The sequence below is a fragment of the Antarcticimicrobium luteum genome (assembly GCF_004358185.1).
Taxonomy (GTDB): Bacteria; Pseudomonadota; Alphaproteobacteria; order Rhodobacterales; family Rhodobacteraceae; genus Antarcticimicrobium; species Antarcticimicrobium luteum.
In genome coordinates this window covers 104024-122231 of record NZ_SMUV01000074.1, presented here as the reverse complement: position 1 = coordinate 122231, position 18208 = coordinate 104024, and the positions used below count along the sequence as shown (strand labels likewise).

Sequence of the window (18208 nt, the reverse complement as noted above, 5' to 3'; positions counted from 1 at the left end):
GCGGCCCGGAATCTTTTCTGGTCCGAAATATCCTCGGGGGTGAACTGGCCCGCTGGGCCAGCAGAGGGTCAGTTCCCCGCGCTCTCCATCCTGCGATGCGCGATCACCTGTTCCAGCCAGCCCAGCTTCATCTCCGGCACCGAGGACAGCAGCAGGTCGGTGTAATCGTCGAACGGCGGGTTCAGAACCTGGGACTTGGGACCATAGCGCACCACCTTGCCGCGATGCATCACCGCAATGGAATCGGCGATGGCGCGCACCGTGGCCAGATCGTGCGTGATAAAGAGATAGGCCACGTTCTCGATCTTCTGCAGGTCCAGCAGCAGCTTGAGGATGCCGTCGGCCACCAGCGGGTCCAGCGCGCTGGTCACCTCGTCGCAGATGATCATCCGGGGTTTGGCGGCCAGCGCCCGCGCGATGCAGACCCGCTGTTTCTGCCCGCCCGACAGCTCGGCCGGATAGCGGTCGATGAATCCGTCGCCCATTTCGATCTCGTCCAGCAGCTCCTTGACGCGCTTGCGCTTCTCGGCGCCTCGCATGCCGAAATAGAACTCCAGCGGGCGGCCGATGATGGTGCCCACGGTCTGGCGCGGGTTCATCGCCACGTCGGCCATCTGATAGATCATCTGCACTTCGCGCAGATCCTCGCGGGTGCGCCGCTCCAGCGCCGGCGACAGGGTGCGGCCGGCGAACTCGATCCCGCCGGCGCGCGGCGGCAGCAACCCGGTGATCACCCGTGCCAGCGTCGATTTGCCCGAACCGCTCTCACCCACCACGGCCAGCGTCTGACCGGGGTGCAGATCGACCGAAACATCATGCAGCACGTCGAAGGGCGTGCCCTTGTAGCGCGCGGTGATGCCCCAGACGCGCAGTACCGGGTCGGGTGTGGGCGGCTTTTCCGCGTGTTCGATCGAACGGACCGAGACCAGCGCGCGGGTGTAATCCTCTTGCGGTGAATTGATGATCTGATCGGTGGACCCGTATTCCACCATGTCGCCATCGCGCAGCACCATGATGTCGTCGCTGACCTGCGCCACCACCGCAAGGTCGTGGGTAATATAGAGCGCGGCGACGCCGGTGTCGCGGATCGCCTCCTTGATGGCGGCGAGCACGTCGATCTGGGTGGTCACGTCCAGCGCGGTCGTGGGCTCGTCAAAGACCACCAGATCGGGCTGCGGGCAGAGCGCCAGCGCGGTCATCGCCCGCTGCAATTGCCCGCCCGAGACCTGGTGCGGATAGCGGTTGCCGAAGGTCTCGGGGTCGGGAAGTCCGAGTTTGGCGAACAGCGCCACCGCCCGCGCCTCGGCGTCGGATCTGGAAAAGCGGTTGTGATGGATCGCCGCCTCGGTCACCTGTTCCATCAGCCGTTTCGCCGGGTTGAAGGCGGCGGCGGCCGATTGGGCCACATAGCTCACCTCGGCGCCGCGCAGCTGGCGCAGCCCGCGCAGGCCCCCTTTGAGGATGTCGCGGCCGTTGACCCAGACCTCGCCGCCGGTGATCTCCACCCCGCCGCGGCCATAGCCAAGCGCTGCCAGCCCGATGGTGGATTTCCCGGCGCCGGATTCGCCGATCAGCCCCAGAACCTTGCCCTTCTCCAGCGTGAAGGAGACGCCATGGACGATCTCGATCTCGCGCGGCGGCTCTCCGGGCGGATAGGCGGTGGCGCCGATCCTCAGATCGCGCACGTCGAGCATTGCGTCGTTCATCAGCCGCGCCCCCCCTTCAGCGATGTGGTCCGGTTCAGGACCCAGTCGGCCACCAGATTGACCGAGATCGACAGCGTGGCGATGGCCACGGCCGGCAGCAGTGCCGCGGGGATGCCATAGACGATGCCGTCCTTGTTTTCCTTTACGATGCCGCCCCAGTCGGCCGCCGGCGGCTGCACGCCCAGGCCCAGGAAGGAGAGGGTGGAAACGAACAGCACCATGAAGATGAAGCGCAGCCCCATCTCGGCCACCAGCGGTGACAGCGCGTTCGGCAGGATCTCGCGGAAGATGATCCAGCCGCGCCGCTCGCCGCGCAGCTTGGCGGCCTCGACATAGTCCATCACGTTGATGTCCACGGCGACGGCCCGGGCCAGGCGATAGACCCGTGTGGAATCGAGCAGCCCCATCACCAGGATCAGCATCGGCACCGTCACCGGCATCACCGAGAGCACGACAAGCGCAAAGATCAGTGTCGGGATCGACATCAGCAGATCGACCGTGCGCGACATCAACTGGTCGGCCCAGCCGCCCAGAACGGCGGCCAGAAACCCCAGGATCGCGCCGGTGGAAAAGCTCAGCACCGTAGCCGCCGTGGCGATAAAGATGGTCGTGCGCCCGCCATAGATCAGCCGCGTGAGCAGGTCGCGGCCGATATTGTCGGTGCCCAGCCAATGTTCGGAACTGGACTGCTCCCACACCCCGCCGACCACCTCCGCCATGCCGTAGGGGGCCAGCAGCGGCGCGAACAGCGCGGCGAGGAAATAGAGCGCAGTAAAGACAAGGCCGACCGCGGCTGCAAAGGGGATCCGGTTCATTTGGGATGCCTCAGGCGCGGATTGGACAGGATCGAGACGATATCGGCCACCATGTTCAGCCCGATATAGACTGCGGCAAAGATCAGCCCGCAGGCCTGCACCACCGGCACGTCGCGCTTGGAGACGTGATCGACGAGGTATTGACCCATGCCGGGATAGGTAAAGACCACCTCGATCACCACGACGCCGACCACGAGATAGGCCAGGTTCAGCATCACCACATTGACGATCGGGGCGATGGAGTTCGGAAAGGCGTGGCGACAGATCACCTGAAACCGGTTCAGCCCCTTGAGCTCGGCGGTCTCGATATAGGCCGACTGCATCACGTTGAGGATCGCCGCCCGGGTCATCCGCATCATATGCGCCAGCACCACCAGTGTCAGAACCATGACCGGCATCGCGATGGACGACAGCTTTTCGCCCAGGCTCATGCTGTCGTTGATCATCGCCACCGATGGGAACCAGCGCAGCTTGACCCCGACGACATACATGATGACGTAGCCGATCAGGAATTCTGGGATCGAGATCGAGGCGAGCGTCACCGCCGAAATCAGCTTGTCCGGCCAGCGGTCGCGAAAGCGCACCGCCAGAAGGCCGAGAAAGATCGCCAGCGGTACCGCGATCACCGCGGCCCAGAAGGCGAGGAACAGGGTGTTCTTCATCCGGCCGCCGATGCTCTTGGCGATGTCCTGACCATTGGTCAGCGCGGTGCCCAGGTCGCCCTGCAAGGCGCCCACGAGCCAATCGAAATACCGGGTGATGGCGGGTTCGTTCAGGCCCAGGTCCCGGCGCAGGTTGGCCAGCGCCTCGGGTGTAGCCGACTGGCCCAGGATCGACTGCGCCACATCGCCGGGCAAAATCTGCGTGCCGGCGAAGATCAGCGCAGAGACGAGAAACAGCAGAAGGAGGCCCAGCGCGACGCGCTGGGCCACCAGTTTCAATGCAGGCCCCATTTTAGGCGGTCACCCACATCTTGATAGGGGCGTAGAAGTTCATCAGCGCGAAGCCCTTCGACTCGCCCCAGCCGGCGACCTTGTCGGTGGTGGCGTCGATGAAGTCGTTGAACATCGGGCAGATCAGGCCGCCTTCGTTGTGCAGGATCATGCCCATGTCGGCATACATCTGCTTGCGCTTGGCCAGGTCCAGCTCGGCCCGGGCCGAGATCAGCAGCTGGTCGAACTTTTCGTTCTTGAACCGTGTGTCGTTCCAGTCCGCGGTCGACAGATAGGCGGTGGAATACATCTGGTCCTGAACCGGGCGGCCGCTCCAGTAGCTGGTGCAGAAGGGTTGCTTGTTCCAGACCTCGGACCAGTAGCCATCGTTCGGCTCCCGCTTGACCTCCAGCGGGATGCCCGCAGCGTTCAGAGATTGCTGGTACAGTGCCGCGGCATCCGGTGCGCCCGGGAAGGAGTTGTCCGAGGTGCGCAGCAGCACCGAGCCGTCATAGCCCGACTTCTTCCAGTGGAACGCGGCCTTGTCCGGGTCGTATTCGCGCTGCGGCAGCGGCGTGAACAGCGGATAGGCGCCGTTGACCGGGATGTCGTTGCCCACGGTGCCATAGCCGAACAGGATCTTGTCGACCATCTCCTGCCGGTTCATGCCGTATTTCAGCGCCATCATCACGTCCGGGTTCGAGAACGGCTCGGTATCCACATGGGCGATGAACACGTAATGCCCCGGCCCGGACTTGCTGCGGACCTCGATGCCCGACGCGCGGGCGACAAGGCCGGCGGTGCGCGGCGGCACGCGGTTGATCATGTGGACCTGGCCCGACTGCAGCGCGGCCACGCGCGCGGTGTCGTCGTTGATGATGATCAACTCAATTGTTTCGGCATGGCCCTGCGAGTCGTCCCAGTAATTCGGGTTCTTTTCGCCCACGAACCGCACGCCCGGCTCGACCGATTTCAGGATATAGGGGCCGGTGCCGACAGCTGCGGTCGGGTCGTCCTTGCCGCCGTTCGGCTGGATCAGCAGGTGATAGTCGGTCATCAGGAAGGGCAGGTCGGCGTTCGGCTGCTCCAGCTCTATGATGAACTTGTCGCCCTCCACGCGCATGCTCTGGATGCCGCGCATGATCCCCAGTGCACCCGATTTCGTGTCTTCGCCGGAATGGCGTTCCATCGTGGCCAGCACATCCTCGGCGGTCATCGTCTTGCCGTTCGAGAAGGTCACGCCAGAGCGGATCTTGAAGGTCCACGCCTTGGCATCAGGCGAGGACGAGTAGCTTTCGGCCAGGCGCGGCTCGACGCCGCCATCGGCGGCCTGCTCCAGCAGGGGCTCGCCCCACAGCCGGGTCACCATGGTCTGGCCCTGGTTGGCCGACAGCGCCGGGTCAAGGCTGTCGGCGGAGCCGCTGCCATTGACGCCGACCTTGATGGTGCCGCCCTTCTGCGGTCCGGCGGCATAAACAGCCTTGGTCATCAGGCCGTTGGCCGCCGCGGCGGTCAGGCCCAGGGCGGCGGCGCGGCCCATGAATTCGCGGCGGGACATCCGCCCCGCGATCACGCGGCCGGCGAAGAAATCGAGTTTATTTTGCATTCATGGCTCCCGTTATTGTCTTCTGCATCTGACGCGCAGGTTTATTGACTGATGGGTCAAGCGTCGCCCATTTCCCCCTCGGTCGCAACCCTTAATGCCGGATGAATGGTCAATTTGCGTCACGTGGTATGCTGTCTGCGACCTCGCGGTGGTGGACGCGGACCTCCCCCTCATAGGCCTCCAGTGTGGCACGCAGATGAAAATGGCTTGCGTCCGACCACATCTCGCAGCGGGTCTCGGTGCGCAGCCGCCAGTCGCCGCGGGCGCGTTCGTCGGTCCAGTGGCACCAGCCGCGGGCCGAGAGCGGGTCGCCCGGGTGGATGGTCCAGCGCTCGCGCGCGACGGTGCCGCCGATCAGCCCGTGATCGAGATCCTCGCGCTTGCCGAAATCGTCCTCGATCACCAGCGTCACCGCGCCGGTGACCGTATCGGTCTCGATTCGTCGGATATGGCGCTGGTCCCGCAGGGGGCGGGTTTGCCAGGGCGCTTCGGCCTCGGGCGGGGGGAAGTGCCATTCGTCGCCCGCCGAGGTCGCGCGGACGGGCAGGTCCATCCGGCCCTCCTCCAGCGTCAGCCCGGCGGTGTCCGGGCTGGGCCAGATCAGCGGCCAATAGGCGGACGAGACCGCCACGCGCAGCCGGTGCCCCCGTGGCACCCGATAGGCGATGTGATCGAGACTGACGGCGATGTCATAGCTTTTGCCCGGTTCCAGCGGCTGCGGAGACGCATGACTGTCGCGGTGGGTCAGGTTCAGCACCCCATAGGTGATCCGCGACGAGACGCCGTCCGGGTGGACGTGATTGAGCCGCACCGCGATCTGCGCCTGCGGTTTGTCGGCGCGCAGCCTCAGGTGCAGCACCGGCGCGCCGAGGATGTCGGTGTCCGCCTCCAGTGGCGCGCTGTCGAACGAGGCAGAGAGGGCGTCGTCACAGCGCTGGTCGCCGGGCATCTCGGGGCCCAGCCAGATGGCGCAATATTCGCCGGCCGCCATGCCGCAGTGATGCGGCGAGCGGACCAGCCGGTCGAGCGGGCCGGGGGTATCGGAGAGGCCGTTGTCGGTCAGGTGCTGCGTCCGAACCGGGATATGCGAGGTCGCCCCTTCATCCTCGGCAACCCAGCGGCCGGGGCGGTCGGCATACCAGGCGGCGGGGCGCAGCCCGTCCATCAGATAGGCGCGGTAGTCGGGATCGTCCTCGACGCCGGTCGCGATCCCCTTCAGCCAGCGATCCCACCAGCGCAGCGCCTCTTGCAGGAACCCGATGCGCGGCTCGGGCACGGCGAAATGCGGGTATTTGTGAACCCAGGGGCCGACGATCCCCTTGGCGCCGGGGATGTTCTCGACGATCTGCGGCACCGCGTTCTTATAGGCGTCGCCCCAGCCGCCCACCGCCAGCACCTTGGCCCTGATCACGCTGTAATCCTCGCAGACCGAGCCGTGTCGCCAATAGGCGTCGCGCCGCTGATGCCGCAGCCATGTGGCAGGCAGGAAGGGTTCGTTCTCCAGCCGGTTCAGCCACATGTCGCGCCAGGCCTCGCCCACCAGCGCCGGATCCGGCGCGCGGCTGGAATAGGACCACATCGTCGCCCCCCAGCCGAGGTTCTCGTTCAGCAGGCAGCCGCCCTTGTAGTGGATGTCGTCGGCGAACCTGTCGACGGTCGAGCACAGCGTGATGATCGCCTTCAATGGCGCGGGCGCCAGGGCGGCCACCTGCAGGCCGTTGAACCCGCCCCAGCTGATCCCCATCATGCCGACCGCGCCGCTGCACCAGTCCTGCGCAGCCAGCCAATGAACCACCTCGACCGCATCGTCGAGCTCCTGCTTGGTATACTCATCCGCCATCAGCCCCTGGCTGTCGCCGTTGCCGCGCATGTCGACCCGCACGCAGGCATAGCCGCGCCTTGCGAAATAGGGATGGGTCAGCGCATCGCGCGCGGTGGTGCCGTCGCGTTTGCGGTAGGGCAGATATTCCAGGATGACCGGGACCGGATCGTCCCCCGCATCCACCGGGCGCCAGATCCGGGCGGAGAGCCGGCAACCGTCTGAAAGGGTGATGCCCAGGTCGGGCAGCTCTTCGATCTCGCGCAGGGCGTTGCGATTGTCCGTCATGGCCCGACTGTTCGCGCCGGACCCTGACCTGTCAAGCGCGCAGAGCGATCAGCAGATCCATGACATTGGTGCCGGTCGGGCCGGTCGTGAGCAGGGCGTCACGCGCGGCGAGATAGCTTCCGCTGTCGGCGGCGGCCAGCGCCGCTGCCCCGCCGGGCCCCCAGGTGGCGCCGTCAACGATGCCGCCGGCGGCATCGGTCGGCCCGTCAGTGCCGTCGGTGCCGCCGACCACGACGGTGATCCCCGCGCAACCCGCGATCTCCCGCGCCAATGCCAGCGCCAGCGCCTGGTTGCGCCCGCCGCGGCCGGGATGCTCGGGCAGCACCACCGTGGGCTCGCCGCCGAGGATCATTGCGCCGGGGCCCATGACGCGGATGCGCGCGCCGATCCGGGCCGCCAGAACCTCCAGATCGTCGTGCAACGCTTCTTCCTCGGCCAGCACTGCGATCCCCCGCGCGCGGGCCTCCGCCGCCGCGGCCGCCCGGGCATGGGCGTTGCTGGCGACAATCTCGGCACTGTAGTCAAAGGCCGGGGCAGGCGGCGCGGCGCCGATCCCCGAGCCGATCACCCCCAGATCGTCGCCCGGAACGTCCGATATCGCCAGCACCCGTACCCGCGCGCCGCGGAAATGCGACAGCAGACCGCCGCCCTTGATCCGCGAAATCAAGCGCCGCTCTGCGTTCATCGCAGTGATGTCCAATCCGGCGGCAAGCAGGTGGCGGTTCAGCGCGGCGAGATCGTCCAGCGTCTTGCCCTCTGCCAGATCCTCGGCCAGCGACGACGCCCCGCCGGAGACCAACAGCAGCAGGCGCTCGCCCGGCACCATCGCCTCCACCGCCTGGCGCAGTGCCGCGCCGCCGCGCAGGCTGCGGGCGTCGGGCACCGGGTGGGCGGCCTCGATCAGCGTCACGCCCTCGGGCAGCCCGTCGCCATGGCCGTCCTTGGTGACCACCAGTGCAGGCACATCCGGAAACCGCTCCAGCGCGGCACGGGCCATCGCGCCCGCCGCCTTGCCCACGGCGAAGATACGGTCGGGGGCCTCAGCGCCCTCAAGCGCCGCCCGGGTGGCGGCATGGCCCCCCACGGCGGCGACGCCGGCGGTCCACAGGGCGAGGGTGGTGTCGCGCGGGTCCATTCAGACCTCCATCCAGATGGTGATCGGTCCGTCATTGACCAGCGCCACCTTCATGTCGGCGGCGAAGCGCCCGGTTGCGACCGGCACCCCCTGCGCCGCCATCTGCGCGGCGAAATAGTCATAGAGGCGTTTGCCCTCCTGCGGCGGCGCGGCGGTGGAGAAGCCGGGGCGGTTGCCGCTGCGGGTGTCGGCGGCCAGGGTGAACTGGCTGACCACCAGCGCCGAGCCGCCCGCGTCCAGCAGCGAACGGTTCATCTTGTCGGCCTCGTCCTTGAAGATGCGCAGCCTGGCGATTTTTGCCGCCAGCTTGTCGGCCTGCGCCTCGGTGTCGCCCTGCATGGCGCAGACCAGGATCAGCAGGCCGGGGCCGATTTCGCCGATCACCTCGCCATCGACCGTGACGCTCGCTTCGCTCACACGTTGGATCAGGGCGCGCATGGGGTCTCCTTCCATCCGGGCGCGTCGGCACCGGGGCGCGTGATGCTGTCGCTTGCGGCGCGGATGCCATGGGCGAGGGCGGCGCGCAAGGCCGCCTCGGGCAGATCCAGCGGCTTGGCCAGCAGCCGCGCATGGGTCAGATGCGCTAGGAACCCGGCGTTGAAGATATCGCCCGCGCCGACGGTATCGACCTCCTGCGTTTGCGGGGCAGGCAAGGCAAGGATCTCAACGCCGCGCATGGCCACCGCGCCCTGCGCCCCTCGCGTGTGCAGCAGCAGCGGCGCATCGGCGCGGAGCCGGTCCAGCGCGCCGGGGCCGAGCCAGTGCAGATCCTCGTCGGAGACCTTGACCACATCCGCCAGCGCCGCCATCCGCATCAGCCGCGCGCGATAGCCTGCTTTATCCCGTACCGGCCCGGGGCGGATATTGAGGTCGAGCCAGATCAGCTGTCGGTCCGCCGCGCGCCGCGCCAGCGTCTCGAACGCCTCTGCCGCGGGCGGGGCGATCAGGCTGATGCCGCCGAAGACCAATGCCTGGGCGCCCGCGGACAGCGGATCGGGCAGGTCGGCGACTGCATAGATCGCCCCGGCGGTGCCGGTGTCGTAAAGGTCAAAGCGCGTACCGCCCGCGACCGGCTGCGCCAGCGCCAGCGGGCAGGGGCGCTCGGACCGGATGGCATGGCTCAGCGAGACGCCTTCGGCCTGCATATGCTGTGCCAGCCGCTGCCCCGCCGGATCGGTGGACAGCGCGCCGACGAACCCCGCCCGCACCCCCTGCCGCGCCAGCGCAACGGCGCAGTTCAGCGCCGCGCCGCCCGGCACCGGGCGAAAGCCGGCGCCGCCGCCATCCAGCGCGGCCGGCACCAGATCGAGCACCGCCTCGCCGCAGCACAGGATCGCCGGCTCGCTCATCCGCGCCAGGTCACGATGTCGTCCACCGGGGCGCGCCCGGTGCGGAAGCCATTGGCCGGATCGTCGGGGTCGGCATGGCCGAAGGAGATCGCACAAAGCACCAGCCGGTCCTCGGGGATGTCGAACCAGCGGTGCAGGAAGGGCGCGAAAGAGGCCACCGCCGCCTGCGGGATCGTCGCCACCCCTGCGGCCTGCGCCGCCATGCAGAACCCGGTGACGAAGCCGCCGCAATCAAGCGCGCCATAGGGGCCGAGGTCCGCCGGGCTGGAGATGATGGCGCAATGGGGCGCGTCGAACAGCTCGAAATTCCGCATCATCTGGCGGGCCGATCCGGCGCGGTCGCCCTTTTCGACGCCGACCGCTTCGTAAAGCTGCCAGCCGCAGGTGCGCCGCCGGTCGCGGTAGACGCCGGGATAGCTGCTGGGAAACGGCAGGTCGGGCTCATGCCCGCCTGCCATCGCCTGTTCCATCAGCGCGGCGCGGAAGGCGTCGGTCTCTTCGCCGCTGGTGATGGCGAGGTGCCAGGGCTGGGCGTTGCACCAGGACGGCACCCGGCGGGCGGCGGCGACGATCTGCTCGATGGTTTCCCGTGGCACCGCGTCGGGCCGGAAGGCGCGGCAGGAAAACCGCCGGGCCATCAGCGCATCGAGATCGTCCAGGGTCATGTGTTTGCTCCCGCCTGTTTGCCGTGTCTCGGCGCAGAATGGCGGTGGCCGAAGGGGGGTGCAAGGGGCGCAATTTGAGCCGGATCAAAGAGGGTCCGGGGTTGAAGTGCATAAGGTAGCCTCACCCACTTGAACAGGAGGAATCGGACATGGTTGAGAAAACCGATCACGCGGGACTTTGGCCGTCGCTCTACGATCCGCTGCGGGCGCTGGGCACCCGGCTGGCCGACTGGCTGAGCCCGGCGACCGAGGCGTCGAGCAACGACACCGCCTATGACATCTCGATGGAACTGCCGGGCGTGTCGGAGGACGATATCGAGCTGACCGTCGAGGATGGCGTCGTCACCGTGCGCGGCGAAAAGAAGACGCAGCAGGAGAAAAAGGGCGACACCTGGTATTTCAGCGAACGCCAGTATGGTGCGTTCCGCCGCTCGTTCCGCCTGCCCGAGGATGCCGACGGCGACAAGGCCGGCGCCCGGATGGTCGACGGCGTGCTGCATGTGACGGTGCCCAAGCGCAGCCTTGAGGCCACCAAGGAGGCGCGCAAGATCAACATCGCGCGCGGGTGACGCGGCGGGCTGCGCCGCCTCGCGGTAGGGTGCTGCCCTTTGTTGTTCTTACTGGTTCAGCGCCGCCACATAGCCGATGCCGGCGGCGACGATCAGGCCCAGCACCACGGCGACGGTAATCTTGATCGCCGACCAGGGCCGCTCGCCCTGCACCCGTCCGGTGCGGCCGTTGACCACGAAACGGTACGTTTTGCCGCGATATTTGTACGCTGCCAGCCAGACCGGCAGCAGGATATGCTTGAAGGTCACATCCGAGACATCGGTGTCGATCTGGTGGATTCGCTGCTGATCGCCGCCGATGTCGAAGCGCACGTCGCGTTCGATCACACGGGCCATATGGTCGCGCGCCTGAGTGTACCCCTCGTCCAGCTCCACCGTATAGGCCTCGGCCCGGAACCCGGCGAGGTATTCCGGTCGGTAGGGTTCCAGCGCCGGCAGGTCCCAGGGCTCAAGCGCGTCGGTATAGCGTTTCGGAAGGCTTTTCGAGGCCAGCACCAGCACGTCGTCGAAGAACCGCGCGACGCGGCCCGCGGCAGGGGTCCAGCGCACCTTGGCGACCTGTTCCTGCACCCGCTTGCCGTCGCGCATCACCGTGCGTGTCTCGTAATAGACGGTGCCGCGCTCGCCGCGATAGCGCGACTTGGTATCGGCGTCGAAGGTCCAGTAGGGCACGTAGATGCCCTGCATCTTGCGCCCCTTGCGGGCATAGTCGCGCAGCCCGTTCGGGGCGAACCACAGCCGCCCCAGCCAATCGGTCATCGCCTTGTGGGCGCTGCGTTCGTCCAGCCCGAAGGGCAGCACGCCGCGCGGCTTGATATGGCGGCTGACGCCGGTGTCGGTGACCACCGGCGTGGCGCAGAACGGGCATTCGGCGGCGTGCGTCGCCGGGTCGAATTCCACCTGCGCGCCGCAGTTCGGGCAGGAAAGGACGCGGGTCTCTTCCGTTTCGATCTCCGGCAGTTGCCCGGCGCGGGCGGCGTCGAAATCCAGCTCGCGCAGCGTGGCGCCGCCCCAGGGGCCGTTGGCGATCGCCTCCTCATGGCCGCAGTGGTCGCAGACCAGCCGCCCGCGCGCGGGATCGAAGCGGTAGTCGGCGCCGCATTGGTCGCAGGGAAAGCGGTGTTCGTTGGGGGCGGCGGAGTCGGGGGCCGTGGGGGCGGGCGGTGGCGGCGGGGCGGACATGGGATTTGATGCCTACAGCGGGGATATTTTCGGTGAAAGGACGCGGCGGGCTCAGACCCCCGGCGGCGGCGGTGGCGGCAGAATGGTGAAGAGCTGCGCCAGTTCCTGCACGTCCTCGGCCTGTTTCCAGCCATCCTGGCCTGCGGTCCAGACATAGGTCTCGCGCGTCAGCTCCCCGGCGCTGGCCATGCGGCCGAGGTCGGCGCGGGAGAACGGACCCTTGGTCTCGCCGCCCTCGGCGAGATGCCAGACGTGCTCCACCGGCGGCGGCGGGGGCACCGGGCTTGCGGCCTGCTGCCCGGGCTGCGGCGCCGCGCCCCAGGGGCCGGGACGGGCCTGCTGGGCGGTCATCTGGTTGGCCATCTGGTTGGCCATCGCCATGCCCATGCCCGCACCAAGCCCCGCGGCCATGCCGCCGCCCGCGGGGTTGGAGGCCGCCGCGGTCATCGCCTCGGCCGCGGAATACTGGGTGAACTTGCCCAGATCGCCGGCCAGTCCCATCGATGTGCGCTTGTCCAGCGCCGCCTCGACCGCGGGGGGCAGCGAGATATTCTCGATGTAGAACTCCGGCATCTCCAGCCCGTAGCCCTCCAGCGTCGGCGAGACCTCGGCGGCGATCAGCTTGCCCAGATCAGCGGTATTGGCGGCCATGTCCAGCACCGGGATGCCGGCGCCGGCGATCACGCGGGAAAACTCCTGCACGATGATGTTGCGGATCTGGAAGGCGATCTCGTCCATGGTGAATTCGCCGTCGGTGCCGACGATTTCGACCAGAAAGCGGGCGGAATCCTTGACCCGTATCGTATAGGTGCCGAAGGCGCGGATGCGGGTCGGGCCGAACTCCGGATCGCGCAGCATGATCGGGTTCTTCGTGCCCCATTTCAGGTTGTTGAACCGCGTCGTGCTGACGAAATAGATTTCCGATTTGAACGGCGATTTGAAGCCGTGATCCCAATGCTGCAGCGTGGTCAGGACCGGCATGTTGTTGGTCTCGAGCATATAGAGACCCGGGGTGAAAACGTCGGCGAGCTGCCCCTCATGGACGAACACCGCCGCCTGCCCCTCGCGCACGGTCAGCTTGGCGCCGTACTTGATCTCATGGCCCTCGCGCTCGAACCGCCAGACCATGGTGTCGCGGGTGTCGTCGGTCCAGTGGATGACGTCGATGAATTCGCCGGTGAGAAAGTCGAAGATACCCATTGCACCTATCCTTTTTCTGTAATTTCTGGCCCGCGCGTCACAGCGCCTGGCCCATCAGTTCGCGGGCGATGATCCGGGTCACCGGGCGCGCCTCGTCGGCGGTCATGCCCGGTCTCAGGCGCGGATCGTACAGCATTTTCAACAGCAGCTCGTCATGGTTGGTCAGCAGCGCGAATTCGTCATCGTCGTTGAAGATCGACGGGCGCGCCTCGGGGCTGTCGTTGGGCAGACCCAGGCCTTGCGCGATTTCTTCATGAACGCAGGACAGCCGCACCAGGTCGGGGTGTTCGGCCCGGATCAGGGCCACCGCGCGGGTGTAGGTATTGGGGTTGCGGCTGCCCGAGACCGCCACCACCAGGCAGTAGAACGAGCGCGGCAGATCGCGGAACAGCGCCAGTTCCTGGGCGCTGATCGAGGGGATCAGCTGTTGCAGCCGGTCCAGGAAATAGGCGCGGTCGTCCTCGCCTGCGACAAAGACATGGAAATTCGCCCCGCCGCCGCCGGTGACCGAGATCGGGTGGCCGGTGATCCGCGCCAGCCGGGTCGTGTAGCCGGTGATGCCGTTGCTGTCACGGGTGCGTTGGGCCGGCTGCACGCTGGCGCCGAATTCGACGCCAATGCGCACCGGCCCGGCCCAGCGGCTGAGCTCGCCGCCCGAGCCGCGGGTGCGCCGGGCGGTGGGCGCGGTGCGGGAATACTCGTCGAAAAAGGCGATGGTCTCGAAATTCTCGACCAGATCGTCGGCGGTGAACGGGGTGTCCGGCCCGCCGCCATCGGTGCGCAGCAGCCCGCGCGTCAGCAGGTCGTTCTGAACCGTGCGGTAATAGCGCGCCAGCTCCCGGCTTTGGTCGGAGCGCGGCTTTGGCTCCTGTGGCGCGGGGGCGGCGGGCCGCGCCTGTGGCAGCGGCGAGCGGCGAGGGCCGGCCTCGTCGCAGCCGGTGAGCAGCAGCGGCGCGGTCAGCAGAACCCCGGCCAGTGCGCCTCCCGCCCGGCGCGTTATGCGGCGCAGCCCGCGCACCCGCCGCTCAGCCCGGAACCGCGGTGCCGGCGGTATCGCCGAGGCCGGTCTTCTTGGCCTTGGCGGCGGCCAGAGTATCGCGCAGCTCGGCCTCCATCTTTTTCAGCTCGGCCTCGGCGGCGGCGCGCTTGGCCTTGCCTTCGTCGGCGATGGCAAGGCTTTCCTCGATGGTGCCGATCAGGTCGGCATTGGCCTGTTTCACCGCCTCGATGTCGAACACGCCGCGCTCCATCTCCTCGCGGATCATCTTGTTGCTTTCGCGCAGGTTCTTGGCGTTGGCGGTCAGCAGCTCGTTGGTCAGGTCGTTGGCGTCGCGCACCGCGGCGGCGGCCTCGGCGCTGCGCTGGATGGTGACCGCCTGCGCCAGTTGGGTCTCCCACAGCGGCACCGTATTGACCATGGTCGAGTTGATCTTGGTGACCAGCGACTTGTCGTTCTCCTGCACCAGCCGGATCGAGGGCAGTGACTGCATCGTCACCTGGCGGGTGAGTTTCAGGTCGTGCACCCGGCGTTCCAGATCGTCGCGGGCGGCGCGCAGGTCGCGCAGCTCTTGCGCCTTCATCACCTGATCGTTTTCCGCCGCGGCCTGCACCTCGGCCTGCTTGGCGGGGATGTCGTCGCGGTCGAGTTCGGCCAGCTTTTCCTCGCCGGCGGCGATGTAGAGCGCCAGCTCGTCATAGAAATTCAGCGTCTTGCCGTAAAGCATGTCGAGCGATTTGATGTCCTTGAGCAGGGTATGCTCATGTTTCAGCAGATCGTCGGTGATGCGGTCGATCTGGCCCTGCACCTCTTCGTAGCGGGCGGTGAACTTGGCGAAAGGCGCGGTGCGGCCCAGCAGCCGTTCCCAGAATGTCCGCTCGCGCCGCACGTCGAGTTCGGAGACCGAGAAGCCGCGGATCGCGGTGACGATGGTGCGCAGGCTGTCGCCGGCGGGGCCGACATCCTTGTTGCGCACACCGGCCAGCATCGCCTGGCTGATCTCCTGCAACTCGGCCTGCGCGCCCGAGCCAAAGGCGACGATCGAATTGGTGTCGCCCATGTCGATCTCGCCCATCCGTTTGCGGATTTCGCCGCCAACCACCTCGCCGGCCTCTTCCATGGCGATCAGATCGCCGGAGGGGTCGGAGAGGACGACGGCGGTAACCTCCTCGATTTCGCTCAGGGTTTCCTCGGCCTGCTTGCGGATTTTGTCAGACATGAATGGGGATCCTCGTTGAAAATGGGCTGTGGTCAGTCAAGCCGGACGCCCTCGCGTTGCAGCCGCTCGCGCAGCACCTCGATCTCGACGGTCAGGTCGCTGTGGTCGTCGGTCAGCATCTTGCGGGTGCGGGCGGCGAAATTCTGCTCTAGGTCGTCGAGCAGGGCGGCGTAGTCGGCGCGTGCCTTCGGGTCCGGGTGGCGGGCGTAGAGATCGGCGAATTTGATCGTCGCGTCGCGCGCGCCCATCAGATAGACGGTCATGTATTTGCGCGCGCCGGTCAGGTCGCGGGGATCCTCCTCGACGGTGCGAAAGAGGTCGCGGGCGGTTTTCTGGAACTGCTCGACGCGGACCTCGATGCGTCGGTCGCCGGCGCGGCGCACCGCGTCGCCCATCGCCGAGAGATAGCCCTCGGCCTCGGCCACGGCGCGGGCGACGCGGTCCTGCTGAAAGGTGTCGACCCCCTTCATCCCCTTGTCGCGCAGCGGATCGATGCCGAAGGCCAGCCCATGCAGCACGCAGGCGGCCCCGCCATAGAGCAGCGGGGCGAGCAGCCCCGGCTCGCTGCGCCAGGTGGCCAGCCCGGCGCCGATGCCGGTGAGCAGGCTGGCCAGCATCTTGCGCGGCAGCACCGGGCGGCGGGCGACGCGGCGGGCGGCATAGGCGGCCTCGGCGCGCAGCCCCTCGCGCAGCAGCCAGGCGGCCAGCGCTAGCGCGCCCGCCGCCGTCAGGCCCAGCGTCATCGAGACGGCGCCGCTGCCCAGCGAGAGAAAGACCAGAAGAACAGCCGGAAGAAACAGCGCATTGGCGCGGGCGCCGACGGGATCGACCCTTGCGCCGTGATAGGCGCCACGCGGCGGCGGCGTCTCCGCCTCGCCGGCGGTCTCGGGACCCGCGCCCGGATCGGGGCTGAATTTTCCGCCGAAGCGCTGCGCCATCGCCTAGAGCCCCCCGAGCCAGCCGGTCGTCACCCCGAAGAGCAGCACCAGAAGCGCCGCATAGGCGATTTTCTGCAATCCGGTCCGTGACATCGGGCACCCCAGCAAAGCGTTACAGGCAAAAGGTAAGCGATGCGGGGCAGGCTTGCTAGGGGGAAGTGGTGCGCAGGCGCGTCAGTGCTGGCGGGATCAGTCCCGGTGCGGTTTTCCCGGGCGTTTGCCCTGCGGACGGGGGCCGGGTTTTGCCCCGGTTCGGGGGCCGGATCTGGCGCCCGGTTTTGCACCCGGTTTTGCGCCGGGTTTTGCATTGGGGCGCGCGCTGGTTTTCGTGTCGGGTCTGTTGCCCGGCTTGCCGCCTGGTTTGCCGCCGGATTTGCCGCCGGGGCCCGGTCGCGGTTTCGCTCCGGGGGCCGCCCCGGGTTTTGCGCCGCGGCGCAGGCGCGGTTTGGCGTGGCCCCCATCGGGCGGCGTTGCCACGTCGTCGGGGCTGTCCAGCCCGAGCTGATCGCGCATCACGCGCCGCCGTATCTCTTCGACGTCTCCGGCTTTCAGGTTGCCCAACTGGAACGGTCCATAGGACACCCTGATCAGCCGGTTCACGGAAAAGCCCATCTCTTCCATGGCGCGGCGGATTTCGCGGTTCTTGCCCTCGCGCAGCCCGATGGTGAGCCAGGCATTCGCGCCCTGCTGCCGGTCGATGCTGACGACCATCGGCTGAAAGTTCTCGCCGTCTATGCTGATGCCCCTGCGCAGGGGCGCGAAATCCTCGTCCTTGGGGCGGCCCTTGATCCGAACCCGGTATTTGCGCAGCCAGCCGGTGCTGGGCAATTCAAGCTGTCGCTTGATCGCGCCGTCATTGGTCAGCAGCAACAGCCCCTCGGAATTCAGATCGAGCCGGCCGACACTCATCACCCGCGGCATCTCTTCTGGCAGATCGTCGAAGATGGTCGGGCGGCCAAGCTCGTCGCGCGCCGTGGTCACCCGCCCGGTGGGCTTGTGATACAGCCACAGCCGCGCCGGTTCGGGGGCGCTCAGCGGCTTGCCGTCCACGGTGACACGATCCTTGTCGGTCACGTTCAGCGCCGGGCTGTCGATGATCTTGCCGTTGACGCTGACGCGGCCGGCCTCGATCATGCGTTCGGCCTCGCGGCGCGAGGCCACGCCGGCGCGGGCCAGAACCTTGGCGATGCGGTCGCCTGCGGGGGCGCCAGAGGGGGCGTCGGATGGCGGTTGGGTGCTCATATCACCGGCCTTAGCCGATCGGGCGGGCTTGCGAAAGCGCCGAATGCGGGGCAGGGAGGGGCATGGTGTTCCGATCCCATATGGACAAGGCGCTGGATCAGGCGCGGGCGGCGGCCGGGCGCGGCGAGGTGCCGGTGGGCGCGGTGATCGTCGATCCCTTCGGCGCGGTGGTGGCGGCGGCGGGCAACCGCACCCGCGAACTGCATGATCCCACCGCCCATGCGGAGATTCTGGCGATCCGCGATGCCTGCGCCGCTGCCGGGTCGGAGCGGCTGACCGGTCACGACCTTTATGTCACGCTTGAACCCTGCGCGATGTGCGCCGCCGCCATCGCCGCGGCGCGGATCGCCCGGGTCTACTACGGCGCCTCCGATCCGAAATCGGGCGGCGTGGCGCATGGGGCGCGGGTGTTCTCGCATTCCCAGGCGCATCACGTGCCCGAGGTCTATGACGGCATCGGTGCGGTGGAGGCGGAGCGGCTGCTGCGCGATTTCTTCGCGGAGAAGCGCGGCTGAAGCGCCGTCCGCAAATTCTTTACCACTGATC

Annotated in this window: 17 protein-coding genes; 2 read left to right on the top strand and 15 right to left on the bottom strand. The window is 67.7% G+C overall.

Annotated features, from left to right (window positions below; genetic code table 11):
- Nucleotides 1–68 precede the first annotated feature (68 nt).
- From E1832_RS20665 to E1832_RS20625, 9 genes are all read right to left on the bottom strand, one after another.
- On the bottom strand, nucleotides 69–1706 hold the full coding sequence (locus E1832_RS20665; RefSeq protein WP_133361680.1) for an ABC transporter ATP-binding protein: 1638 nt from the start codon (nucleotides 1704–1706) through the stop codon (nucleotides 69–71).
- Nucleotides 1706–2521 (bottom strand): ABC transporter permease, encoded by an 816-nt coding sequence (locus E1832_RS20660; RefSeq protein ID WP_133361679.1) that lies wholly within the window; start codon nucleotides 2519–2521, stop codon nucleotides 1706–1708. The genes E1832_RS20665 and E1832_RS20660 overlap by 1 nt, the downstream gene beginning before the upstream one ends.
- The gene (locus tag E1832_RS20655) at nucleotides 2518–3474 is read right to left on the bottom strand and encodes an ABC transporter permease (protein WP_133361678.1); all 957 of its coding nucleotides are present in this window, start codon (nucleotides 3472–3474) and stop codon (nucleotides 2518–2520) included. Before E1832_RS20655 ends, E1832_RS20660 begins: the two co-directional genes overlap by 4 nt.
- A 1-nt stretch (nucleotide 3475) precedes the next feature.
- Nucleotides 3476–5059: an ABC transporter substrate-binding protein gene (locus tag E1832_RS20650; protein ID WP_133361677.1), complete on the bottom strand. Its 1584-nt coding sequence runs from the start codon at nucleotides 5057–5059 to the stop codon at nucleotides 3476–3478.
- A 109-nt stretch (nucleotides 5060–5168) separates the two neighbouring features.
- Nucleotides 5169–7166 (bottom strand): CocE/NonD family hydrolase, encoded by a 1998-nt coding sequence (locus E1832_RS20645; protein WP_133361676.1) that lies wholly within the window; start codon nucleotides 7164–7166, stop codon nucleotides 5169–5171.
- A gap of 31 nt (nucleotides 7167–7197) precedes the next feature.
- Entirely contained in the window at nucleotides 7198–8301 is a 1104-nt protein-coding gene (locus E1832_RS20640) for a DUF4147 domain-containing protein (RefSeq protein WP_133361675.1), read from the bottom strand.
- On the bottom strand, nucleotides 8302–8739 hold the full coding sequence (gene dtd, locus E1832_RS20635) for a D-aminoacyl-tRNA deacylase (RefSeq protein WP_133361674.1): 438 nt from the start codon (nucleotides 8737–8739) through the stop codon (nucleotides 8302–8304).
- A complete protein-coding gene (locus E1832_RS20630) occupies nucleotides 8727–9650 on the bottom strand; it encodes a carbohydrate kinase family protein (protein ID WP_133361673.1) in 924 nt (307 codons plus the stop codon). The genes dtd and E1832_RS20630 overlap by 13 nt, the downstream gene beginning before the upstream one ends.
- Nucleotides 9647–10315, bottom strand: a complete 669-nt coding sequence (locus E1832_RS20625; RefSeq protein WP_133361672.1) for a nitroreductase — start codon at nucleotides 10313–10315, stop codon at nucleotides 9647–9649. The genes E1832_RS20630 and E1832_RS20625 overlap by 4 nt, the downstream gene beginning before the upstream one ends.
- 149 nt (nucleotides 10316–10464) lie before the next feature.
- On the opposite strand from E1832_RS20625, the gene E1832_RS20620 reads away from it, so the two are divergent.
- Nucleotides 10465–10884 (top strand): Hsp20/alpha crystallin family protein, encoded by a 420-nt coding sequence (locus E1832_RS20620; RefSeq protein WP_133361671.1) that lies wholly within the window; start codon nucleotides 10465–10467, stop codon nucleotides 10882–10884.
- Nucleotides 10885–10932: 48 nt separating this feature from the next.
- On the opposite strand, the gene E1832_RS20615 is transcribed toward E1832_RS20620, so the two are convergent.
- The 6 genes from E1832_RS20615 to E1832_RS20590 form a co-directional block, all read right to left on the bottom strand.
- Nucleotides 10933–12066, bottom strand: coding sequence for a TFIIB-type zinc finger domain-containing protein (locus tag E1832_RS20615; protein WP_133361670.1), 1134 nt, complete (start codon nucleotides 12064–12066; stop codon nucleotides 10933–10935).
- 51 nt (nucleotides 12067–12117) lie between these two features.
- Nucleotides 12118–13266: an SPFH domain-containing protein gene (locus E1832_RS20610; RefSeq protein WP_133361669.1), complete on the bottom strand. Its 1149-nt coding sequence runs from the start codon at nucleotides 13264–13266 to the stop codon at nucleotides 12118–12120.
- A 37-nt stretch (nucleotides 13267–13303) separates the two neighbouring features.
- Nucleotides 13304–14275 (bottom strand): DUF2927 domain-containing protein, encoded by a 972-nt coding sequence (locus E1832_RS20605; RefSeq protein ID WP_165978953.1) that lies wholly within the window; start codon nucleotides 14273–14275, stop codon nucleotides 13304–13306.
- A 16-nt stretch (nucleotides 14276–14291) separates the two neighbouring features.
- Nucleotides 14292–15482, bottom strand: coding sequence for a toxic anion resistance protein (locus tag E1832_RS20600; RefSeq protein ID WP_133361668.1), 1191 nt, complete (start codon nucleotides 15480–15482; stop codon nucleotides 14292–14294).
- 32 nt (nucleotides 15483–15514) lie between these two features.
- The gene (locus E1832_RS20595) at nucleotides 15515–16420 is read right to left on the bottom strand and encodes a 5-bromo-4-chloroindolyl phosphate hydrolysis family protein (RefSeq protein WP_133361667.1); all 906 of its coding nucleotides are present in this window, start codon (nucleotides 16418–16420) and stop codon (nucleotides 15515–15517) included.
- Nucleotides 16421–16609: 189 nt separating this feature from the next.
- Nucleotides 16610–17662, bottom strand: coding sequence for a pseudouridine synthase (locus tag E1832_RS20590; protein WP_133361666.1), 1053 nt, complete (start codon nucleotides 17660–17662; stop codon nucleotides 16610–16612).
- A gap of 62 nt (nucleotides 17663–17724) precedes the next feature.
- Here E1832_RS20590 and E1832_RS20585 point away from each other — a divergent pair, with 62 nt between their 5' ends.
- The gene (locus E1832_RS20585) at nucleotides 17725–18177 is read left to right on the top strand and encodes a nucleoside deaminase (RefSeq protein WP_133361665.1); all 453 of its coding nucleotides are present in this window, start codon (nucleotides 17725–17727) and stop codon (nucleotides 18175–18177) included.
- Nucleotides 18178–18208: the final 31 nt, after the last annotated feature.

Bases quoted from the DNA above. Each gene is read 5' to 3' on its own strand.
- E1832_RS20665 (WP_133361680.1), bottom strand. From the start codon at position 1,706: ATGAACGACGCAATGCTCGACGTGCGCGATCTGAGGATCGGCGCCACC.
- E1832_RS20660 (WP_133361679.1), bottom strand. From the start codon at position 2,521: ATGAACCGGATCCCCTTTGCAGCCGCGGTCGGCCTTGTCTTTACTGCG.
- E1832_RS20655 (WP_133361678.1), bottom strand. From the start codon at position 3,474: ATGGGGCCTGCATTGAAACTGGTGGCCCAGCGCGTCGCGCTGGGCCTC.
- E1832_RS20650 (WP_133361677.1), bottom strand. From the start codon at position 5,059: ATGCAAAATAAACTCGATTTCTTCGCCGGCCGCGTGATCGCGGGGCGG.
- E1832_RS20645 (WP_133361676.1), bottom strand. From the start codon at position 7,166: ATGACGGACAATCGCAACGCCCTGCGCGAGATCGAAGAGCTGCCCGAC.
- E1832_RS20640 (WP_133361675.1), bottom strand. From the start codon at position 8,301: ATGGACCCGCGCGACACCACCCTCGCCCTGTGGACCGCCGGCGTCGCC.
- dtd (WP_133361674.1), bottom strand. From the start codon at position 8,739: ATGCGCGCCCTGATCCAACGTGTGAGCGAAGCGAGCGTCACGGTCGAT.
- E1832_RS20630 (WP_133361673.1), bottom strand. From the start codon at position 9,650: ATGAGCGAGCCGGCGATCCTGTGCTGCGGCGAGGCGGTGCTCGATCTG.
- E1832_RS20625 (WP_133361672.1), bottom strand. From the start codon at position 10,315: ATGACCCTGGACGATCTCGATGCGCTGATGGCCCGGCGGTTTTCCTGC.
- E1832_RS20620 (WP_133361671.1), top strand. From the start codon at position 10,465: ATGGTTGAGAAAACCGATCACGCGGGACTTTGGCCGTCGCTCTACGAT.
- E1832_RS20615 (WP_133361670.1), bottom strand. From the start codon at position 12,066: ATGTCCGCCCCGCCGCCACCGCCCGCCCCCACGGCCCCCGACTCCGCC.
- E1832_RS20610 (WP_133361669.1), bottom strand. From the start codon at position 13,266: ATGGGTATCTTCGACTTTCTCACCGGCGAATTCATCGACGTCATCCAC.
- E1832_RS20600 (WP_133361668.1), bottom strand. From the start codon at position 15,482: ATGTCTGACAAAATCCGCAAGCAGGCCGAGGAAACCCTGAGCGAAATC.
- E1832_RS20595 (WP_133361667.1), bottom strand. From the start codon at position 16,420: ATGGCGCAGCGCTTCGGCGGAAAATTCAGCCCCGATCCGGGCGCGGGT.
- E1832_RS20590 (WP_133361666.1), bottom strand. From the start codon at position 17,662: ATGAGCACCCAACCGCCATCCGACGCCCCCTCTGGCGCCCCCGCAGGC.
- E1832_RS20585 (WP_133361665.1), top strand. From the start codon at position 17,725: ATGGTGTTCCGATCCCATATGGACAAGGCGCTGGATCAGGCGCGGGCG.